At 66.3% G+C, this 16,089-nt stretch carries 18 protein-coding genes; 11 read left to right on the top strand and 7 right to left on the bottom strand.

Annotated features, from left to right (window positions below; all coding sequences use genetic code 11):
* Positions 1-7: 7 nt before the first annotated feature.
* On the bottom strand, positions 8-979 hold the full coding sequence (locus FZI91_RS12715) for a carbohydrate kinase family protein (protein WP_162526360.1): 972 nt from the start codon (positions 977-979) through the stop codon (positions 8-10).
* Positions 980-1,089: 110 nt separating this feature from the next.
* Between FZI91_RS12715 and FZI91_RS12710 the strand changes: the two genes are divergently transcribed.
* On the top strand, positions 1,090-1,632 hold the full coding sequence (locus tag FZI91_RS12710) for a hypothetical protein (protein ID WP_155939339.1): 543 nt from the start codon (positions 1,090-1,092) through the stop codon (positions 1,630-1,632).
* Here FZI91_RS12710 and FZI91_RS12705 read toward each other — a convergent pair whose 3' ends face one another.
* Entirely contained in the window at positions 1,633-2,001 is a 369-nt protein-coding gene (locus tag FZI91_RS12705; protein ID WP_155939338.1) for an iron-sulfur cluster assembly accessory protein, read from the bottom strand.
* A 189-nt stretch (positions 2,002-2,190) separates the two neighbouring features.
* Here FZI91_RS12705 and FZI91_RS12700 point away from each other — a divergent pair, with 189 nt between their 5' ends.
* The 3 genes from FZI91_RS12700 (at position 2,191) to FZI91_RS12690 (ending at position 3,857) form a co-directional block, all read left to right on the top strand.
* The gene (locus FZI91_RS12700; protein ID WP_155939337.1) at positions 2,191-2,631 is read left to right on the top strand and encodes a hypothetical protein; all 441 of its coding nucleotides are present in this window, start codon (positions 2,191-2,193) and stop codon (positions 2,629-2,631) included.
* Between the two features lie 163 nt (positions 2,632-2,794).
* Complete coding sequence (locus tag FZI91_RS12695) at positions 2,795-3,364, top strand: carbonic anhydrase (protein ID WP_155939336.1); 570 nt, start codon at positions 2,795-2,797, stop codon at positions 3,362-3,364.
* Between the two features lie 238 nt (positions 3,365-3,602).
* Positions 3,603-3,857: a hypothetical protein gene (locus FZI91_RS12690; RefSeq protein ID WP_162526359.1), complete on the top strand. Its 255-nt coding sequence runs from the start codon at positions 3,603-3,605 to the stop codon at positions 3,855-3,857.
* Between the two features lie 3 nt (positions 3,858-3,860).
* On the opposite strand, the gene FZI91_RS12685 is transcribed toward FZI91_RS12690, so the two are convergent.
* A complete protein-coding gene (locus FZI91_RS12685; RefSeq protein WP_155939334.1) occupies positions 3,861-4,934 on the bottom strand; it encodes a glycerate kinase in 1,074 nt (357 codons plus the stop codon).
* Between the two features lie 22 nt (positions 4,935-4,956).
* Here FZI91_RS12685 and FZI91_RS12680 point away from each other — a divergent pair, with 22 nt between their 5' ends.
* The 5 genes from FZI91_RS12680 to FZI91_RS12660 all read left to right on the top strand — a co-directional run bounded on the left by FZI91_RS12680 (position 4,957) and on the right by FZI91_RS12660 (position 9,798).
* Complete coding sequence (locus FZI91_RS12680) at positions 4,957-5,610, top strand: DUF3043 domain-containing protein (protein WP_162526358.1); 654 nt, start codon at positions 4,957-4,959, stop codon at positions 5,608-5,610.
* A 7-nt stretch (positions 5,611-5,617) separates the two neighbouring features.
* On the top strand, positions 5,618-6,187 hold the full coding sequence (locus FZI91_RS12675; RefSeq protein ID WP_162526357.1) for a bifunctional adenosylcobinamide kinase/adenosylcobinamide-phosphate guanylyltransferase: 570 nt from the start codon (positions 5,618-5,620) through the stop codon (positions 6,185-6,187).
* Positions 6,184-7,251: a nicotinate-nucleotide--dimethylbenzimidazole phosphoribosyltransferase gene (gene cobT, locus FZI91_RS12670; RefSeq protein WP_155939333.1), complete on the top strand. Its 1,068-nt coding sequence runs from the start codon at positions 6,184-6,186 to the stop codon at positions 7,249-7,251. The genes FZI91_RS12675 and cobT overlap by 4 nt, the downstream gene beginning before the upstream one ends.
* Positions 7,248-8,006 carry an adenosylcobinamide-GDP ribazoletransferase gene (locus FZI91_RS12665; RefSeq protein ID WP_155939332.1) on the top strand — a complete coding sequence of 253 codons (759 nt, stop codon included), beginning with the start codon at positions 7,248-7,250 and terminating at the stop codon, positions 8,004-8,006. Before cobT ends, FZI91_RS12665 begins: the two co-directional genes overlap by 4 nt.
* Positions 8,007-8,094: 88 nt before the next feature.
* Positions 8,095-9,798 (top strand): metallophosphoesterase, encoded by a 1,704-nt coding sequence (locus FZI91_RS12660; RefSeq protein ID WP_155939331.1) that lies wholly within the window; start codon positions 8,095-8,097, stop codon positions 9,796-9,798.
* Here the strand turns inward: FZI91_RS12660 and FZI91_RS12655 are convergent.
* Both FZI91_RS12655 and gcvT read right to left on the bottom strand, forming a co-directional pair.
* Entirely contained in the window at positions 9,795-10,898 is a 1,104-nt protein-coding gene (locus FZI91_RS12655) for a branched-chain amino acid aminotransferase (RefSeq protein ID WP_155939330.1), read from the bottom strand. The genes FZI91_RS12660 and FZI91_RS12655 overlap by 4 nt on opposite strands.
* A gap of 42 nt (positions 10,899-10,940) precedes the next feature.
* Positions 10,941-12,047, bottom strand: coding sequence for a glycine cleavage system aminomethyltransferase GcvT (gene gcvT, locus FZI91_RS12650; RefSeq protein WP_155939329.1), 1,107 nt, complete (start codon positions 12,045-12,047; stop codon positions 10,941-10,943).
* 40 nt (positions 12,048-12,087) lie between these two features.
* Here gcvT and FZI91_RS12645 point away from each other — a divergent pair, with 40 nt between their 5' ends.
* A complete protein-coding gene (locus FZI91_RS12645) occupies positions 12,088-13,611 on the top strand; it encodes a leucyl aminopeptidase (RefSeq protein ID WP_155939328.1) in 1,524 nt (507 codons plus the stop codon).
* Between the two features lie 6 nt (positions 13,612-13,617).
* Here the strand turns inward: FZI91_RS12645 and FZI91_RS12640 are convergent, their stop codons facing one another.
* Both FZI91_RS12640 and FZI91_RS12635 read right to left on the bottom strand, forming a co-directional pair.
* On the bottom strand, positions 13,618-13,971 hold the full coding sequence (locus FZI91_RS12640; protein ID WP_155939327.1) for an oxidoreductase: 354 nt from the start codon (positions 13,969-13,971) through the stop codon (positions 13,618-13,620).
* 36 nt (positions 13,972-14,007) lie between these two features.
* On the bottom strand, positions 14,008-14,238 hold the full coding sequence (locus FZI91_RS12635) for a DUF167 domain-containing protein (RefSeq protein ID WP_155939326.1): 231 nt from the start codon (positions 14,236-14,238) through the stop codon (positions 14,008-14,010).
* A gap of 148 nt (positions 14,239-14,386) precedes the next feature.
* Between FZI91_RS12635 and sucB the strand changes: the two genes are divergently transcribed.
* Complete coding sequence (gene sucB, locus FZI91_RS12630; protein WP_208091266.1) at positions 14,387-16,087, top strand: 2-oxoglutarate dehydrogenase, E2 component, dihydrolipoamide succinyltransferase; 1,701 nt, start codon at positions 14,387-14,389, stop codon at positions 16,085-16,087.
* The last annotated feature ends 2 nt before the right edge of the window (positions 16,088-16,089 follow it).

Below are 16,089 nucleotides of genomic sequence, written 5' to 3'. Positions count from 1 at the left end.
TGCCGCGCTAGAGCGCGGCACCGATCTCGTCGGCGGCCTCCTGGCCGTAGGCGTCCGCTAGGCGACCCAGTGCACTCTCGCGCTCCCATGCCCATTCCTGGGTGCCCACGGTCTCCAGAACCAGCACGGCCACAAGCGAACCCAGCTGTGCCGAACGCTCCAGGTTCAGTCCGGCGCTACGGCCGGTGAGGAATCCGGCACGCCAGGCGTCGCCAACACCGGTCGGGTCAACCTGCCCCTTTTCGGGCACCACACCCACCTTGAGCGAGGTGCCGTCCTTCTCAACGATCTCAACTCCGTTGGGCCCCAACGTGGTGACCCGGAGCTCCACACGCTCACGCACGTCGGCCTCGGTCCATCCGGTCTTGGATAGCAGCAGGTCCCATTCGTAATCGTTGGTGAACAGGTAGGTGGCGCCGCCGACGAGTTCGCGGGCCTGCTCACCGGAGAGCCTCGCCAGCTGCTGCGAGGGGTCGGCCGCGAACGGCAGTCCCAGGCTGCGACATTCCTCCGTGTGCCGGAACATGGCGTCGGGATCGTTGGCCCCGACGATAACCAATTCCGGTGTGCCGGTGCGTGATACGACATCGGCCAGCGAGATGTCGCGGGCCTCGGACATTGCGCCCGGGTAGAAGGAGGCGATCTGCGCCATGTCCTGGTCGGTGGTGCACACGAACCGCGCGGTGTGCGCGGTCTCGGAGATCTTGACCGCGTCGCAATTGACGCCGTGACCCTCAAGCCATGACCGGTACTCCGCGAAGTCCGCACCGACCGCACCAACCAGGGCCGGCTTGCCACCAAGCACGCCGATGGCGAAGGCAATGTTCCCTGCGACCCCACCGCGGCGGATTTCCAGGTCGTCCACCAGGAAGCTGAGGGACACCTTCTGCAGGTGTTCGACCAACAGCTGTTCCGAGAACTTGCCGGGGAAGTTCATGAGGTGGTCGGTCGCAATGGATCCGGTGACGATGATGGACACGCGTGAGGCCCTTCGTAGGAATTCGGTTCGGGGTGGTCAGTCGAAAGACAACCCCCGAAGCTTACCTAACGTAAGCGTTCCGGGTTGTTGCCGATTGCTAGCCTGGACGAATGGCTGAACCAGGTTTTTCGACGGTGCCCTACCCGGGCCTACCGCCCATGCCTCCCCCGGTCGACTACCCGGAGCGTAAGCGCAAGGCGCCCAGGTGGCTTGCGCCCGCAGCCGTCGTAGCGACGTTGGTAGTGCTCGCGTTGCTCCTCGGCTTCCTGACGAAGAATTCCGGTGTGTCTCACCGCCCCAGCGAGGCGAAGATTCAGGAGACGATCCAGGGCTACCTGAACGCGATGGCCAAATTCGACACCGTGACGCTGGCACGCAACGCCGGCTGCGGACTGTATGACGCGGTGCGCGACAAGGACACCGATGACACGATTGTGCGCGCCAACGCCCAACAGTTCGTGAGCACGTTCGGGACCGCGACGGTCAAGTCGATCGACAAGATCGTGTACTTCTCCGAGTACCAGCTAAAGGTGTTGTTCACCGCGTCAAGTCAGAAGCGCAAGGACACCCCGCAGGGGCAGGCCGAGCTGCTGATCAACGACGGCAAGATCTATGTCTGCTCCGCGTACATGCGCGGCGCCAACGCGTTCTGATCAGTTGAAGGAATCGCCGCAGGCGCAGGAGCCGGTGGCGTTCGGGTTGTCGATCGTGAAACCCTGCTTCTCGATGGTGTCGACGAAGTCGATCGAGGCGCCCTGGATGTACGGGGCGCTCATCCGGTCCACGGTGAGCTTCACGCCGTCGAACTCGGAAACAAGGTCACCGTCGAGGGTGCGGTCGTCGAAGAACAGCTGATACCGCAGGCCCGCGCAACCACCCGGCTGAACTGCGATGCGCAGCGACAGGTCATCGCGGCCTTCCTGATCCAGCAGCGCCTTGGCCTTGACCGCGGCGGCATCGGTCAAGACGGCACCGTGGGTCTCCTCGGTGGAGGTGGCGGTCGATTCGTCTTGGACAGTCATATGGGATCTCCCCTGCGTCGAAGCTCTCGGGCGGACGTCCGTATCGGAAACGTCTTATGACCTCAACGGTACCTCGTGTGCGGCTATTCCTACATATATGCCCCAGCCACGACGCAACCCCCCGGCGGGCCTCGCCGATCCCAATCGATACCCAGAGGGGGTATCGCGTGATTGTGATACCGTTCGGCCATGGCGATTGGCGCGCAAGGTCGCGGCCGTTTCGCGCTGGTGATGTTGTTCTTCGGCATGCTCGTCGCGCTGCCGACCATGCTGCACTGCGTGCCCGGCGGCAAGCATCCGGCACCCCCGGCCGCCCATCATCTGAGCCTGGCCGCACTAACCATCGCCGACTCACCGACGCCGGGCCTCAGTACGGCAGCCGACCATGCGCACGCCGACAACGCCGTGCGCACCGCCCTGTGCCGGAGCGTTGACGGACTCGCGGCAGCACTGCGGGGAAACAACGAAGTGTGGACTCCCGCGGCAGTCGTCACGACGATCGTGGCCGCGGCCGTTGCGGTGCTGCTGTTCTTTGGCATCTCTCGCGACCCCCCGTTACGGGTCACGGGAGCGGCCTTACGGCGGTCAGGGCGTGTGCTGCTGACCGATCTGTGCATCATCCGACGCTGATCTGGACATTCCAGGCCTTGGCTTAGGCCATCACGGGCGCTGTTCGCGGGCTGCCTATCTGCAGTTCGCGGCGTACCACGGGCCGCCCACGTCCAAGAGTTTGTCCACCTGGCCAGCACATGTCCATGAGCATGCGCCGCTTCCCGATTGGGGCTACCCCGCCATGACCTCATTTTTCGATATACACGACACCGAACATCCAGACACCTTGCATCTGGCCTGCTCAGACGGGCCGGTCGTGGTCCATACCGCCAAAACCGCCGTCAGAGGCGAGCTGCTCACCGTCCGCAACATGGGGAACGTGGTGCCCACCGATCCCGCCGACGCCTCCGTCGACGCCGTCCTGGACTACGCCGTCAACCAGCGTCACGTGCGCTCGATCGTGGTGTGTGGGCACTCAAACTGCGGTGCGATGAAAACACTCCTGTCCGAATCGATCGATACTCCCACTAGCCCCGTCTGCCGGTGGCTCGACTATGCGCGCGAGACCCTGATCGCCTATCGCGACCACCACGTGGCCAGGGTCGGCGCGGCCGCCAGCGGATTCGACAATGCCGACCAGCTCGCCGTCGTCAACGTTGCCATTCAGGTCGAACGGCTTGTGCGCCACCCGATCCTGGTGGCGGCCACGGTCTCGGGGCGACTACACGTAAGCGGAACTTTCTACAGCGAATCTGATGCTCGTCTGTATGCAGTCAGCACCAACGGGCTTCCCGCACCGCAGGGTGGATGATCACTAATACCCCTACCCCGTATATGAATACGATTCGTATGGCGTGCAATCCTTCGTATGTTCCATCTCTCATGCATGTTTGGTTGTGATCGTTTGCATGACCACCACTATACCCCCCAGGGGTATAGTGGTGGTCATGCAAACACACAGAGATCATCGCCAGCATTCGACTCCGGATTCGCACAGACCAACGTCGCGGTGGTTTGCGTTGGGAGGCAAATTCTCTGCAGCAGCGGTCATGGCGGCGGGTGCGATGACGTTGCAGGCATTCGCCTCACCGAATCTCGCGAGCGCGCACAACATCGGTGGCGGCGGCAACGCCGACGCCACCGTGCAGCATCTGAAAGAACACGGCTACTCGGTGCAGCTGAACGGCATCGCGGATGCACCGCTGTCTCAATGCGTCGCCACCGATGTCACCGGAATCCCCAGTGATGAAACAGTTTTCACTACCGTCTACGTGACGGTCTCGTGCCGTGCACACACCAGCTGATGGCTAGAAATCGGCCTCACGTGCGACCTTGGCCGCCAATCCGGCCAACTGGCCGGCCGCGTCCGCCATGGCCAGCTGTACGGACCCTGCGAACTGGGTGATCGATTCCGCGCGTGCGATACCCGCCCGCTTGTACTGATCGGCGGTCAACGCCACCTGCCCGGCCAGCACCAGCACCGGGGTGCCGGACGCCTCGGCACCTGCTGCCACCGCTCCGGCGACCTTGCCGTGCAGGGTTTGGTCATCGAACTTGCCCTCGCCGGTGATCACCAGGTCGGCGTGCGTGAAGGCGCTGTCGAGACCGGTGCGCTCGGCGACAATCCGCGCTCCCGATTCACGACGGCCGCCTAGTGCCAGCAGCGCCGCGCCGATCCCGCCGGCCGCCCCAGCTCCGGCGCGATCGCGCACGGATCGACCGGTTCCGGTCTCCAACTGGGCGGCCCAGTCGGTGAGCCGCGCTTCGAGCCGTCGCACGGCGTCCGGGTCGGCGCCCTTCTGCGGGCCGAACACCGCAGCCGCTCCCTCCGCACCGAGCAACGGATGCTCGACATCACTGGCGACCACCAATTCCGTTGTAATCAACCGACGCTGTGCCTCCCTAATCCCCGCCTCGCCGGTCCCGCCCAGACCCGCTATGAGCCCCGCGCCCCCGTCGGTGCAACTGCTACCGCCGAGGCCCACCACGATCCGTGTCGCCCCATCGCCCAGGGCGGCGGCGATCAGCTGTCCCACGCCGGTGCTGTGGGCCTGCCACGCGGTGTCGACGGACGGCGCCCCGCCGAGCAGCGGCAGCCCACATGCCTGGGCGCATTCGATGTAGGCGGTAGTTCCGTCACGCAGCCAGGCCGCATCGACGTCCTCGTCCAGTGGCCCGCGAACACGCGCCGTGTATCGAGTGGCCGCCGGCAGCTGCGCGGCCAGCACATCGATGAATCCTGGCCCCCCGTCCGATTGCGGACTGAGGACCAGAACATCGCCGGGCCGAGTCCGCCTCCAGCCGTCAGCGATGGCGACCGCCGCCTCGGTAGCGGTGAGCGTGTCACCGAAGCTGTCGGGCGCCACCAGAATCTGACTCATTCGCGCAGGATAATCTGGGCGTGTGAATCTGCTCGGCCGAAAGAAATCCACCTCCGAAAACGACGCTGCTGACGCGCACGGTGAGACGGACGCCACATCAGCGGCGCAGGCCGGAAAGGGCCGCCCCACCCCGAAGCGCGATGCCGGCAAGCGCCGCGGACCGATCGCCCCGGCGCCGTTGACCAGCTCCGAGGCCCGCCAGCGGCGCAAGTCGCTGCGTGGCCCGAAGCTCTCGCGCGCGGAACGCAAGGTGGAGAACACGGAGCGCCGCGCTCGGATGTCCGACAGCCGCGAAAAGATGATGGCCGGCGACGAGGCGTACCTGCTGCCCCGCGACAAGGGACCGGTGCGCGCGCTCGCCCGCGACATCGTCGACTCGCGGCGCAATGTGCTGGGGCTATTCATGCCGCTGGCGCTGTTCCTGATCTTCACCATGTTCGCGGTGCCGTCCCCACAGATTCAGATCTGGATGACTCCGGCGATGCTGGTGCTGATGCTCGTCATGATCGTCGACGGAGTGTTCGTCGGCAGACTCGTGAACAAACGTGTGGCCGAACGCTTCCCGGCCAGCGACGAGGGCGGATTCAAATTGGGTTGGTACGCCGCGAGCCGCGCATCGCAGATGCGCAAGATGCGCGCACCACGTCCCCGGGTGAACCGCGGCGAGCCGGTCTAGCCTCACTGTGTCCGACGCTCTTCGCGCAAGCGGCTCATCACCTGCCACGACCACCCTTGTCCTCGGCGGTATTCGTTCGGGGAAGTCGCGTTTCGCCGAATCGCTGCTGCCGACCACCGGACCCGTCCGGTACCTGGCCACCGGGTCCTCTGTGCGCGATGACGTCTCATGGACGCAGCGGGTCGACGCGCACCGATCCCGACGCCCCGACCATTGGGTGACAACCGAGACGACCGATATCGCCGGCGAGCTGCGCGCGGGCGCCGCGGTACCGACACTCATCGACGATCTCGGCGGCTGGCTGACAGCGGTCATGGATGCGCGCGGCGCGTGGGATGCCGGAGCCGAGGCCGTGACCGTCGATGTCGACGAACTGGTCCATGCCGTCGCCACCTACTCCTCCGACCTCGTGATCGTGAGCCCGGAGGTTGGGTTGACCGTCGTGCCCGCCACCGCGTCCGGGCGACTTTTCGCCGATCAGCTGGGCGCACTGAATCAGGCCGTCGCTAGGCGCTGCACGCGGGTGCTGCTGGTGGTGGCCGGTCAGCCGCTGGTCATCAAGGGAGCCCCCGCATGAGCGAGGCACCGCGATTCAGCCCCATCACGGCCCCCAATCCCGATATGGCCGAGGCCGCGCGTAACCGCCAACGCCAGCTCACCAAACCGGCCGGCGCGCTGGGGCGACTCGAAGAGCTCTCAACCTGGATATCGGCCTGCCAAAACCAGTGTCCCCCTGTGACATTCCAGAAACCAAGGGTGGTGGTCTTCGCTGGTGATCACGGGGTGGCCGCCGGCGGAGTGTCCGCCTATCCCCCGTCGGTGACCGCGCAAATGGTGCGAAACATCGACGCGGGGGGCGCGGCCGTGAACGTGCTCGCCGCGCTAGCGGGGGCCGGAGTGCGGGTGGTCGACATCTCCGTAGACACCGCGGCGTCACTGACCGGACACCATGGCGCCCACAGGATTCGCCGTTCCAGCGGAAACATTGCGGTGGAGAACGCCCTCACCACCGAGCAAACTCACGCCGCGCTGGCCACCGGGATCGCGTTGGCCGACAACGAAATCGATGGCGGCGCCGATCTGCTGATCGCGGGCGATATGGGCATCGGAAACACGACGCCCGCAACGGTGTTAGTGGCGGCGCTCACCGGAAGCGAACCGGTCGCGGTGGTGGGCCGCGGTACCGGAGTCGACGATGCCGGATGGACGCGCAAGACCGCCGCGGTCCGCGATGCCCTGCGCCGAACCAAGGATGTACGTACCGATCCGGTGGCGCTGCTCACCTGCGCGGGCGGCGCCGACCTGGCGGCGATGACCGGGTTCTTGGCGCAAGCGGCGGTGCGACGCACCCCGGTATTGCTCGACGGGCTAGTGGTGACCGCTGCCGCGCTAGTAGCCGAGCAGCTGGCACCAGGGGCACGGCAATGGTGGCTGGCCGGGCACCGTTCCACCGAACCCGCGCATACCCTTGCTCTGCAACGCCTTCGGCTGGATCCCGTGCTGGATCTGGAGATGCGCCTGGGTGAAGGCTCCGGTGCTCTCGTCGCGCTACCGGTGTTGCAGGCCGCCGCCGCTACTCTGGCGCAGATGGCCACATTCGACGAGGCCAATGTTGACGGCGCCGAGGGCTCGTCATCATGAACCACCTGCTGCGTGCTCTGCGACCCATCGGCGGCGCTTTCGAATTCGCCACCGTGACACCGGTTCCCGCACGCCTGGCCGGCACGCTCTCGGGTCCGGTGCTGGGCGCGCTGCCGGTGGTGGGCGCCGTGTTGGGCGCCCTCGCAGCGGCCACGGCGTGGCTGACGTCACAGCTGTACACCGGCCCGATCGCAGGCCTGGCGGCGGTGACCGTGGTGGTGCTGGCGACCCGCGGCCTGCACATCGACGGATTGTCCGATACCGCCGACGGGCTGGGCTGCTACGGGCCGCCCGAGCGTGCACTCACGGTGATGCGCGATGGATCCGCAGGGCCGTTCGGTGTTGCCGCGGTAATGATCGCCCTACTGGCACAAACACTGTCGTTCGGAATGTTGGTCTCCTCGCAGGCCTGGCTGGCCATCGCGGTGGCGATCGCCACCGGACGGGTCGGCGCGGTGCTGGCCTGCCGCCGCGGCGTACCCGGGGCCGCTCAGAGCGGTTTCGGCGCCCGGGTCGCCGGTTCTCAGCCGCCGTTGGTGGTCGGACTGTGGGTGCTTGGTGCCGCGGGCGTCGCGGTGTTCGCCGATACTGGGCGCCCTTGGCACGGTCCGGCGGCGGTGTTGGTCGCGCTGGTCGCCGGGGCGCTGCTGGTGCGTCATTGTGCGCGCAGGTTCGGCGGGATCACCGGAGACGTGTTGGGTGCCAGCATCGAGCTGACGACAACGCTTGCCGCCCTGGGGCTGGCCGCGGCGTAATGCCCACGCGAAGATTCACCAACAGTTTCGCCACCGAGTCGGCCTGTGCGGTCGCATCATCTGGCGCAATGGTCCACCATTCGAAACTATGGCCCGCAATCCGTTGACCCCAGCCGGTGAGACACCGGACATGGGGATTCCTCAGCCGATGTCCCAGTCGATGTCGATGGCCGAGCAGTACGAGTGGCATCGCGGGTATCTGCGCCGTCACGCGGTATCGCGACGGAACTTCCTGCGTGGGTCGGCCGCCGCAGCGGCGGTCGCCGCGCTGGGGGTGTCGCCGTTCGGCCGCCGGGCGTATGCGGACGATGCCCCGCTCGGTGTCGCGGGCAGGCGTGTCGGGTACGGCGCGGACTCCTCCAGCCAGCTCGGCTTCTCTGCGCAGCTGTCCAGGAATCCGCACGGTACCAAGATCTTTCTCGACCACGGCCCGACCCCCGAACTCGGCGCCTCACTCGAAGCCGAGGTCCGCAACCTCGTGACGCAAATCCCGTCCAGCGATCACGGAGTGTTGGGTGCCGAACAGTTCTATGTCCATGCGCCCGTGCACGGGATCGGCGGGGGCACCGAGCATTTCTATCGTTGGCGTACCGGCGACGGTTTCCTGAGCGACGTCCGTTCCGCCTCCACGGCCATTCCGTCTGTACGAAATGCGCTCACCTCCTTCCGCTTCACCATGATGGGCGATCAGGGCACCGACGAAACTCCCACCCAGCCACCGGGTCTGGCCACCGGTGAATACGACGACAGCTCGTACACTGCGGACAACGACCCGACCGCCTCACACACGCAGAACGTCCTGAATCAGATCGTGGCGTGCCGACCCGACTTTCACATCCTGGCCGGCGATATCGCGTATGCCGACCCCTCGGGAATGGGCAGGAAACCCCAATTCGTGCCGTCGGGCGGCAAGGCCCCGTCCGGGTTTGATAAGTACAACCCGTTCGTCTGGGACGTCTACCTGACGTCGATCGAACCGAGCGCTTCCACCACGCCATGGATGTTCGCGACCGGTAACCACGACATGGAAGCCGCCTACGGGAACCACGGCTACGGCGGCCACCTGGCCCGTCTCGGCTTCCCGGGCAATGGGCCCAGCGGTTGCCCCTCGGCATACTCGTTCACCTACGGCAACGTCGCCGTGCTCTCCCTGGACGCCAACGACGTTTCTTACGAGATCCGGGCGAATACCGGGTACTCTGGAGGGTCCCAAACCGGTTGGGTGGGAAGGACTTTGGCAGCCTATCGCGCCAACCCGAATATCGATTTCATCGTGTGCTTCTTTCACCATTGCGCGTATTCGACGACGCTGTCGCACGCCAGTGACGGTGGCGTGCGCGACGCATGGTGCGAACTGTTCGATCGCTACCAGGTGGATCTGGTGCTCCAGGGGCACAACCACGTCTTCGAGCGCACCGACCCCATCCGCGCGGGACGGCCGACCAGGGAAGCCGGCGACAACTCGACAGTCGACCCGGAATCCGATGGCACGGTGTACTACACGGTGGGCTCCGCGGGCCGACCCCGCTACGACTTCCAACCGGGCGAGCCCGAGGGCTATCGAGGCCGTGAACTAAGCGACACACTGGTTCCCAACAGCTACGTATGGGCACCCGACGGCAGCAAGCACATCGAAGCGGTCGCGTGGTCTCGCGTGCGCTATCGCAATTACGCCTTCATTCGGGTCGACGTGCGTCCTGGAACCTTGGTCAGCGAGATGGACGTCACGGCGGTCGACGAGTACGGCCGCGAGTTCGACAGGGTGACGTATCAACGGCGAGTTCGGGGCTAGCCGAGCTTGGTGATCCAGCCGTGCGTGTCGGCGAAGGTGCCGCGCTGGATTCCGGTCAACGTGTCCCGCAGCGCCATGGTCACCTCGCCGGGTTCCCCGTCACCGATGATGTACTCGCCACCCGAGTACTTGACGCGGCCAACCGGCGTGATCACCGCGGCGGTACCACAGGCGAACACCTCGGTGATCTCCCCCGAGGCCGCCTTCTTCTCTAGCTCGTCGACATCGATCTTGCGTTCCTCGATAGCGAAACCGGCGTCGGAGGCCAGCTGCAACAAAGACTTTCGCGTCACGCCGGGCAGCAATGAACCGGAAAGCTCGGGGGTCACCAGGCGGGCCTCACCGTCGCGACCGAAGACGAAGAACAGGTTCATCCCACCCATTTCTTCGATGTACTTGCGCTCAATGGCGTCCAGCCACACCACCTGATCGCAGCCCTCGTCGGCGGCCTGCGCCTGGGCAACCAGCGAGGCGGCATAGTTGCCACCGGTCTTGGCGGCGCCGATACCGCCCGGTGCCGCACGCACATACTCATGCGAGAGCCACACGCTGACCGGCCTGATGCCCTGCGAGAAGTAGGCACCGGCCGGGGAAGCGATGAGCAAGTATCGGTATTCGGCGGCGGGGCGCACGCCAAGACCTGCCTCGGTAGCAATGATGAACGGTCGCAGATACAGCGATTCCTCCCCGCCACCCGCGGGCACCCAGTCGGCGTCGACAGCCATGAGCTGACGCAGCGACTCAATGAACAGCTCCTGAGGCAGCTCCGGAATAGCGATGCGGCGGCAGGACTGGATCAACCGTTCGGCGTTAGCCTCGGGCCGGAAGGCGGCGATGGTTCCATCGGGTTGCCGGTAGGCCTTGAGCCCCTCGAAGACCTCCTGCGCGTAATGCAGGACGATCGCCGACGGGTCCAGCGTGATAGGCCCGTACGGCGCCACTTGCGCGTTGTGCCAACCATTTTCGGTGGTCCAGTCGATGGACACCATGTGGTCGGTGAAGTACTTTCCGAATCCCGGCGCCGCCAGTACCTCAGCCCGCCGGGCCGCGCTGGCCGGTGACGGGTTGAGTTGCCTGGTGAACTCGGGAAGCGGATTCATGCTCGGCAGTCTAGCTGTCCGTTGTCGCCAAATCCGAACCGATTATCCGACCTTGACGTCCACGAATGGCGGCTTGACGACCTCGCATTCGATCTCCCGGCCGCGCACGTCGACGACGACGCTTGCTCCGTCCGCGATCTGCGCGGCGGTGTCCAGCAATGCCAGGGCGATGCCGGTCTTGAGCGTCGGCGAGAACGTCCCTGACGTGGTCACACCCACCGGCCGACCATCGGATAGCACCGTGAGCTCGGGCCTCAGCACTCCGCGGCCGGTGGCGCGCAGGCCCCGCAGGGTGCGGCGCGGACCGTCCGCCTTTTCGCTGGTGAGCGCATCGCGGCCCCAGAACGCATCCTTCTTCCAGCCGACCGCCCATCCCGCCCGCGCCTGCACCGGGCTGATATCGGCGGATAGCTCGTGTCCGTGCAGCGGATAGCCCATCTCGGTCCGCAGCGTGTCTCGCGCGCCCAGACCGGCGAGTTGGCCGCCCGCCGCGGTGATCGCCGGCAGCAGCGCATCGAACACCGCGCCCGCCGAATCCCAGGACGGCAGCAGCTCGTAACCGTGTTCCCCCGTGTAACCGGTGCGGCACACCCGCACCGGTACACCGCCCAGCGTCGCATCGGCGTACGCCATGTACTCCATATCCGTTGGCAGCCCGAGTCCTTGCAACACCTCGGCCGACTTGGGCCCCTGCACGGCGAGCACCGCGAAGTCGCGGTGCTGATCGGTGATGGTGATGCCGTCGGGCGCCTCGGCCTGCAACGCGGCCACGACCGCGGCGGTGTTGGCGGCGTTGGGCACCAGGAAGATCTCGTCGTCGGAGACGTAGTAGGCAATGAGATCGTCGACGACACCGCCGGTTTCGGTGCAACACAACGTGTACTGCGCCTTACCGGGCCCAATCTTGTTGAGATCGTTGGTAAAACACGCGTTGACGAATGATGCGGCGCCCGGTCCGCGCACCAGGGCTTTGCCGAGGTGGCTCACGTCGAACAGTCCGACGGCCTCACGGGTGGCGGTGTGCTCCCCCACCGTGCCGGCATAGGACACCGGCATGTTCCAGCCGCCGAATTCGGCGAAGGTGGCGCCCTGCGCGGTGTGCTGGTCATGCAGGGGTCCGGGGACCGGGTTAATGGAGGGCTGGGTCATGGCGTTCACCCTAATTGGCGCATCACTAGGCTGGGATGTCATGAGCGCATACACCGCACCTTCGTTCACCCTGGCCACCTCCATTCCGCAACGCGGAGTCTCCACCGCGGTGTTGCTGGTGGGTGTGCGCCCCAGCGAGAAAGCGTCGGACAAGGGTCCCAAGGTGGTCGATGCGCAGCTGCTGGACAACAAGGCCGTCAAGTCGATCGAGGCCGCGCTCAAGGCGGTGGGAGCCACCGGCTCGAACGAGCAGCTCACCCGGGTAGCTGTCGACGGGTTGCCGGTGGCCAGCGTGCTCGCCGTCGGACTGGGTAGCGCAGACAACCTCGGCCCCGAGGCGATCCGTCGAGCGGCGGGCGTGGCCGCCCGGTCTCTCGACAACGTCGAGACCCTCGTGACGACGCTCTCGGAACGCGATGTCGACGCCAGCGTGCAGGGCCTGGTGCTGGGCGGGTACCGCTTCGTGGCGTTCCGCAGCACCAAGACCGCACCGAAGGACACTGGGCTGCAGAAAGTTACGTTGCTCGTCGGCGACAAGGGCCGCGCGCAGAAGGAAGCCATGGATCGCGGCCTTGCCGTGGCATCGGCCGTCGCTACCGCGCGTGATTTCGTCAACACCCCGCCCAGTCACCTGTTCCCCGCCGAATTCGCCAAGCAGGCAAAGGCATTGGCGACGGCTGAGGGCATCGAGGTTGAGGTACTCGACGAGAAGGAACTGGCCAAGGCCGGTTACGGCGGCATCGTCGGCGTCGGCAAGGGTTCCTCGCGCCCGCCGCGTCTGGTGCGGCTGACCTACCGGGGAAATCAAGGAAAGAAAGCTCGGTCTTCTAAGAAGGTCGCGCTTGTCGGCAAGGGCATCACCTTCGACACCGGCGGCATTTCCATCAAGCCGGCCGGCGGTATGGAGAACATGACCTCCGATATGGGCGGGGCCGCAGCGGTGATCGCGGTAACCCTGCTGGCCGCCCGGCAGCAGCTGCCGCTCGACGTGATCGCGACGGTACCGATGGCCGAGAACATGCCGTCGTCGACGGCGCAGCGTCCCGGTGACGTGCTGACTCAACTGGACGGCACCACCATCGAGGTGATCAACACCGACGCCGAGGGCCGACTGATTCTGGCCGACGCGATCGTGCGGGCCTGCCAGGACGAGCCGGACTATCTAATCGACACCGCGACGCTGACCGGCGCGCAGGTGGTGGCGCTGGGTCTGCGCACCCCCGGGGTGATGGGCACCGACGAGTTCCGGGATCGCGTCGCGACAATCTCGCAGTCGGTGGGCGAGAACGGTTGGCCCATGCCGCTACCCGAGGAACTGCGCGATGACCTCAAGTCCAGGGTGGCCGACATGGCGAACGTCACCAATCACCGCAACGGCGGCATGCTGGCCGCCGGGCAGTACCTGCGCGAGTTCGTGGCCGACGGCGTGCAGTGGGCACATATCGATGTCGCGGGCCCGGCCTTTAACACCAGCGGGCCGTGGGGCTACACGCCCAAGGGCGGAACCGGTGTGCCAGTGCGGACCATCTTCGGGGTGCTGGAGGACATCGCCAAGAACGGGTGATCCCCCTCAACCCTCCGCGGCGCGACGCTTCAAGATCTTCTGCCGGGCGTCGTAATCACGCTTGCGTTGCGGATAGCCGGTGCGGTGCACGTCGTACACCGGAATCTTGAGCTTCTCGGAAATCCGCCGTGCCCCGGCCACCCCGCCGACGCGTCGACGGGTCCATTCGCCGTCGCCCGCGATCAGGATCACCGTGACATCGGAGAAGTTGGTCTGCGGCTCGACGTAGGCCTCGACGCCGGTGTGTGCCGCAGTCCACATGGCGAGGTAGCGCAGATCCTCGTTGGTGCCCCGCTGGTGGGGGTCCCTCCCGCGTGCGGGGGATTGGCCTTTGCTTCGGAAGGCGTCGATCCATGCCATTCGTCCATGGTGCCAGCTAATTCTGAGAACGCGCTGTCATCCCACCAAGAATCTCTTCAGCCTGCTGGTCTGGCCGGCGACGAGCCGCACCGTCGACTTCGGCACGTCCAGGTACTCCGCGAGCAACGCGATCGCGGCCTTGTTGGCCTTGCCGTCGATCGCTGGCTCCCGCACGAACAGAGTCAGCGCGCCGTCGTCGGCAACCTCCACTACTGGCCCCTTGCGGCTGCCGGGCTTGATGACGCAGACGACTGTGCGCTCGCTCATACATCGATCTTGGACCCGGGCAGGCGCGTCGTTCCACTCAGTGACAGGATTGACCCGGCGGACACGTCCCTGTGGTAAGCCAGAGGTGTCTGTGTTGACAGTGCGTGCTGCGAAGCGGCTTTCGACCTAATTTCAGGAGTGGAAAACCATGGCCTTCTCCGTCCAGATGCCCGCCCTCGGTGAGAGCGTGACCGAAGGGACGGTGACACGGTGGCTCAAGCAGGAGGGCGACACGGTCGACGTCGACGAGCCACTGCTTGAGGTGTCGACCGACAAGGTGGACACCGAGATCCCCGCCCCCACATCTGGCGTGCTGACCAAGATCACCGCCCATGAGGACGACACCGTCGAGATCGGCGGTGAGCTTGGCGTGATCGGCGAGGCCGGCGAGGCGGCAGCGCCCGCTCCGGCGGCTGCCCCTGAGCCTGCTCCTGCACCAGCCCCTGAGCCCACTCCCGCGGTCGCTCCGGCTCCCGCGGCAGCTGCCGCTCCGACGGGTCCGGGCACCTCGGTCAACATGCCTGAGCTTGGCGAGTCCGTCACCGAGGGCATCGTGACCCGCTGGCTCAAGAAGGTCGGCGACGAGGTCGGCGTGGACGAGCCACTCGTGGAAGTTTCGACGGACAAGGTCGACACCGAGATTCCGTCGCCGGTGGCCGGTGTGCTGCTGAGCATCTCGGCCAATGAGGACGACACCGTGGCCGTCGGTGGCGAGCTTGGTGTCATCGGGGCCGCGGGTGCCGCGCCTGCCCCCGTGCCAGCGCCTGCCCCGGCCCCGGCGGCTGCTCCCCCGGCACCTCCCGCACCTCCGGTTCCGGTTCCCGCCGCGGCGCCTGCTCCCGCGCCAGCAGCTCCCGCCGCACCCGCACCCGCGCCGGCCGCCGCACCCGCGCCGGCCGCCGCTCCCGCCGCCGGTGACGACAACCCGTACGTCACCCCGCTGGTCCGCAAGCTCGCGGCCGAGAACAACGTGGACCTGTCCGCGCTGTCCGGTAGCGGAGTTGGCGGACGGATTCGTAAGCAGGACGTGCTGGCCGCCGCCGCGGTCGCGAAGTCGGCGACATCCAGCCCGGCACCAGCACCGGCGCAAATCCCCGCCGCCGCTCCCGCCGCATCGCTGGCACATCTGCGCGGAACCACGCAGAAGGTCAACCGGATTCGTCAGATCACCGCCAAGAAGACCCGGGAGTCCCTGCAACAGACCGCGCAGCTCACCCAGACCCACGAGGCCGATGTCACCAAGATCACCTCGCTGAGGTCCCGCGCGAAGGCCACCTTCGCCGAGCGCGAGGGCGTGAACCTAACGTTCCTGCCGTTCTTCGCGAAGGCCGCGGTCGAGGCCCTTAAGGCGCATCCGAACGTCAACGCGAGCTACAACGAGGACACCAAGGAAATCACCTACTACGACGCCGAGCACCTGGGTATCGCGGTAGACACCGATCAGGGTCTGCTGTCCCCGGTGATCCACAACGCCGGCGACCTGTCACTGGCAGGCCTGGCCCGTGCCATCGCAGACATCGCCGCGCGTGCCCGCTCCGGCAACCTCAAGCCCGACGAGCTCGCGGGCGGTACCTTCACCATCACCAACATCGGTAGCCAGGGCGCCCTGTTCGACACCCCGATCCTGGTGCCGCCGCAGGCAGCCATGCTCGGTACCGGTGCAATCGTGAAGCGTCCCAGGGTTATCCGTGACGACGCGGGCAATGAGTCCATCGGTATCCGGTCGGTCTGCTATCTGCCACTGACCTACGATCACCGCCTGATCGACGGAGCCGACGCGGGGCGGTTCCTCACCACCATCAAGCATCGCCTGGAAGAGGGGGCTTTCGAGGCGGACCTAGGGCTGTAGCG

It is taken from the genome of Mycobacteroides sp. CBMA 271 (assembly GCF_009729205.1).
Taxonomy (GTDB): domain Bacteria; phylum Actinomycetota; class Actinomycetes; order Mycobacteriales; family Mycobacteriaceae; genus Mycobacterium.
The sequence above is the reverse complement of the archived record's forward strand: the minus strand, read 5'-3'. Positions and strand labels throughout refer to the sequence as shown.

Coding starts and splice junctions, on each gene's coding strand:
- FZI91_RS12640 (WP_155939327.1), bottom strand. CDS start 13,971: ATGGCATGGATCGACGCCTTCCGAAGCAAAGGCCAATCCCCCGCACGC.
- FZI91_RS12690 (WP_162526359.1), top strand. CDS start 3,603: ATGGCGGCGGGTGCGATGACGTTGCAGGCATTCGCCTCACCGAATCTC.
- gcvT (WP_155939329.1), bottom strand. CDS start 12,047: ATGACCCAGCCCTCCATTAACCCGGTCCCCGGACCCCTGCATGACCAG.
- FZI91_RS12710 (WP_155939339.1), top strand. CDS start 1,090: ATGGCTGAACCAGGTTTTTCGACGGTGCCCTACCCGGGCCTACCGCCC.
- sucB (WP_208091266.1), top strand. CDS start 14,387: ATGGCCTTCTCCGTCCAGATGCCCGCCCTCGGTGAGAGCGTGACCGAA.
- cobT (WP_155939333.1), top strand. CDS start 6,184: ATGAGCGAGGCACCGCGATTCAGCCCCATCACGGCCCCCAATCCCGAT.
- FZI91_RS12655 (WP_155939330.1), bottom strand. CDS start 10,898: ATGAATCCGCTTCCCGAGTTCACCAGGCAACTCAACCCGTCACCGGCC.
- FZI91_RS12695 (WP_155939336.1), top strand. CDS start 2,795: ATGACCTCATTTTTCGATATACACGACACCGAACATCCAGACACCTTG.
- FZI91_RS12700 (WP_155939337.1), top strand. CDS start 2,191: ATGGCGATTGGCGCGCAAGGTCGCGGCCGTTTCGCGCTGGTGATGTTG.
- FZI91_RS12665 (WP_155939332.1), top strand. CDS start 7,248: ATGAACCACCTGCTGCGTGCTCTGCGACCCATCGGCGGCGCTTTCGAA.
- FZI91_RS12645 (WP_155939328.1), top strand. CDS start 12,088: ATGAGCGCATACACCGCACCTTCGTTCACCCTGGCCACCTCCATTCCG.
- FZI91_RS12705 (WP_155939338.1), bottom strand. CDS start 2,001: ATGACTGTCCAAGACGAATCGACCGCCACCTCCACCGAGGAGACCCAC.
- FZI91_RS12660 (WP_155939331.1), top strand. CDS start 8,095: ATGGCCCGCAATCCGTTGACCCCAGCCGGTGAGACACCGGACATGGGG.
- FZI91_RS12635 (WP_155939326.1), bottom strand. CDS start 14,238: ATGAGCGAGCGCACAGTCGTCTGCGTCATCAAGCCCGGCAGCCGCAAG.
- FZI91_RS12685 (WP_155939334.1), bottom strand. CDS start 4,934: ATGAGTCAGATTCTGGTGGCGCCCGACAGCTTCGGTGACACGCTCACC.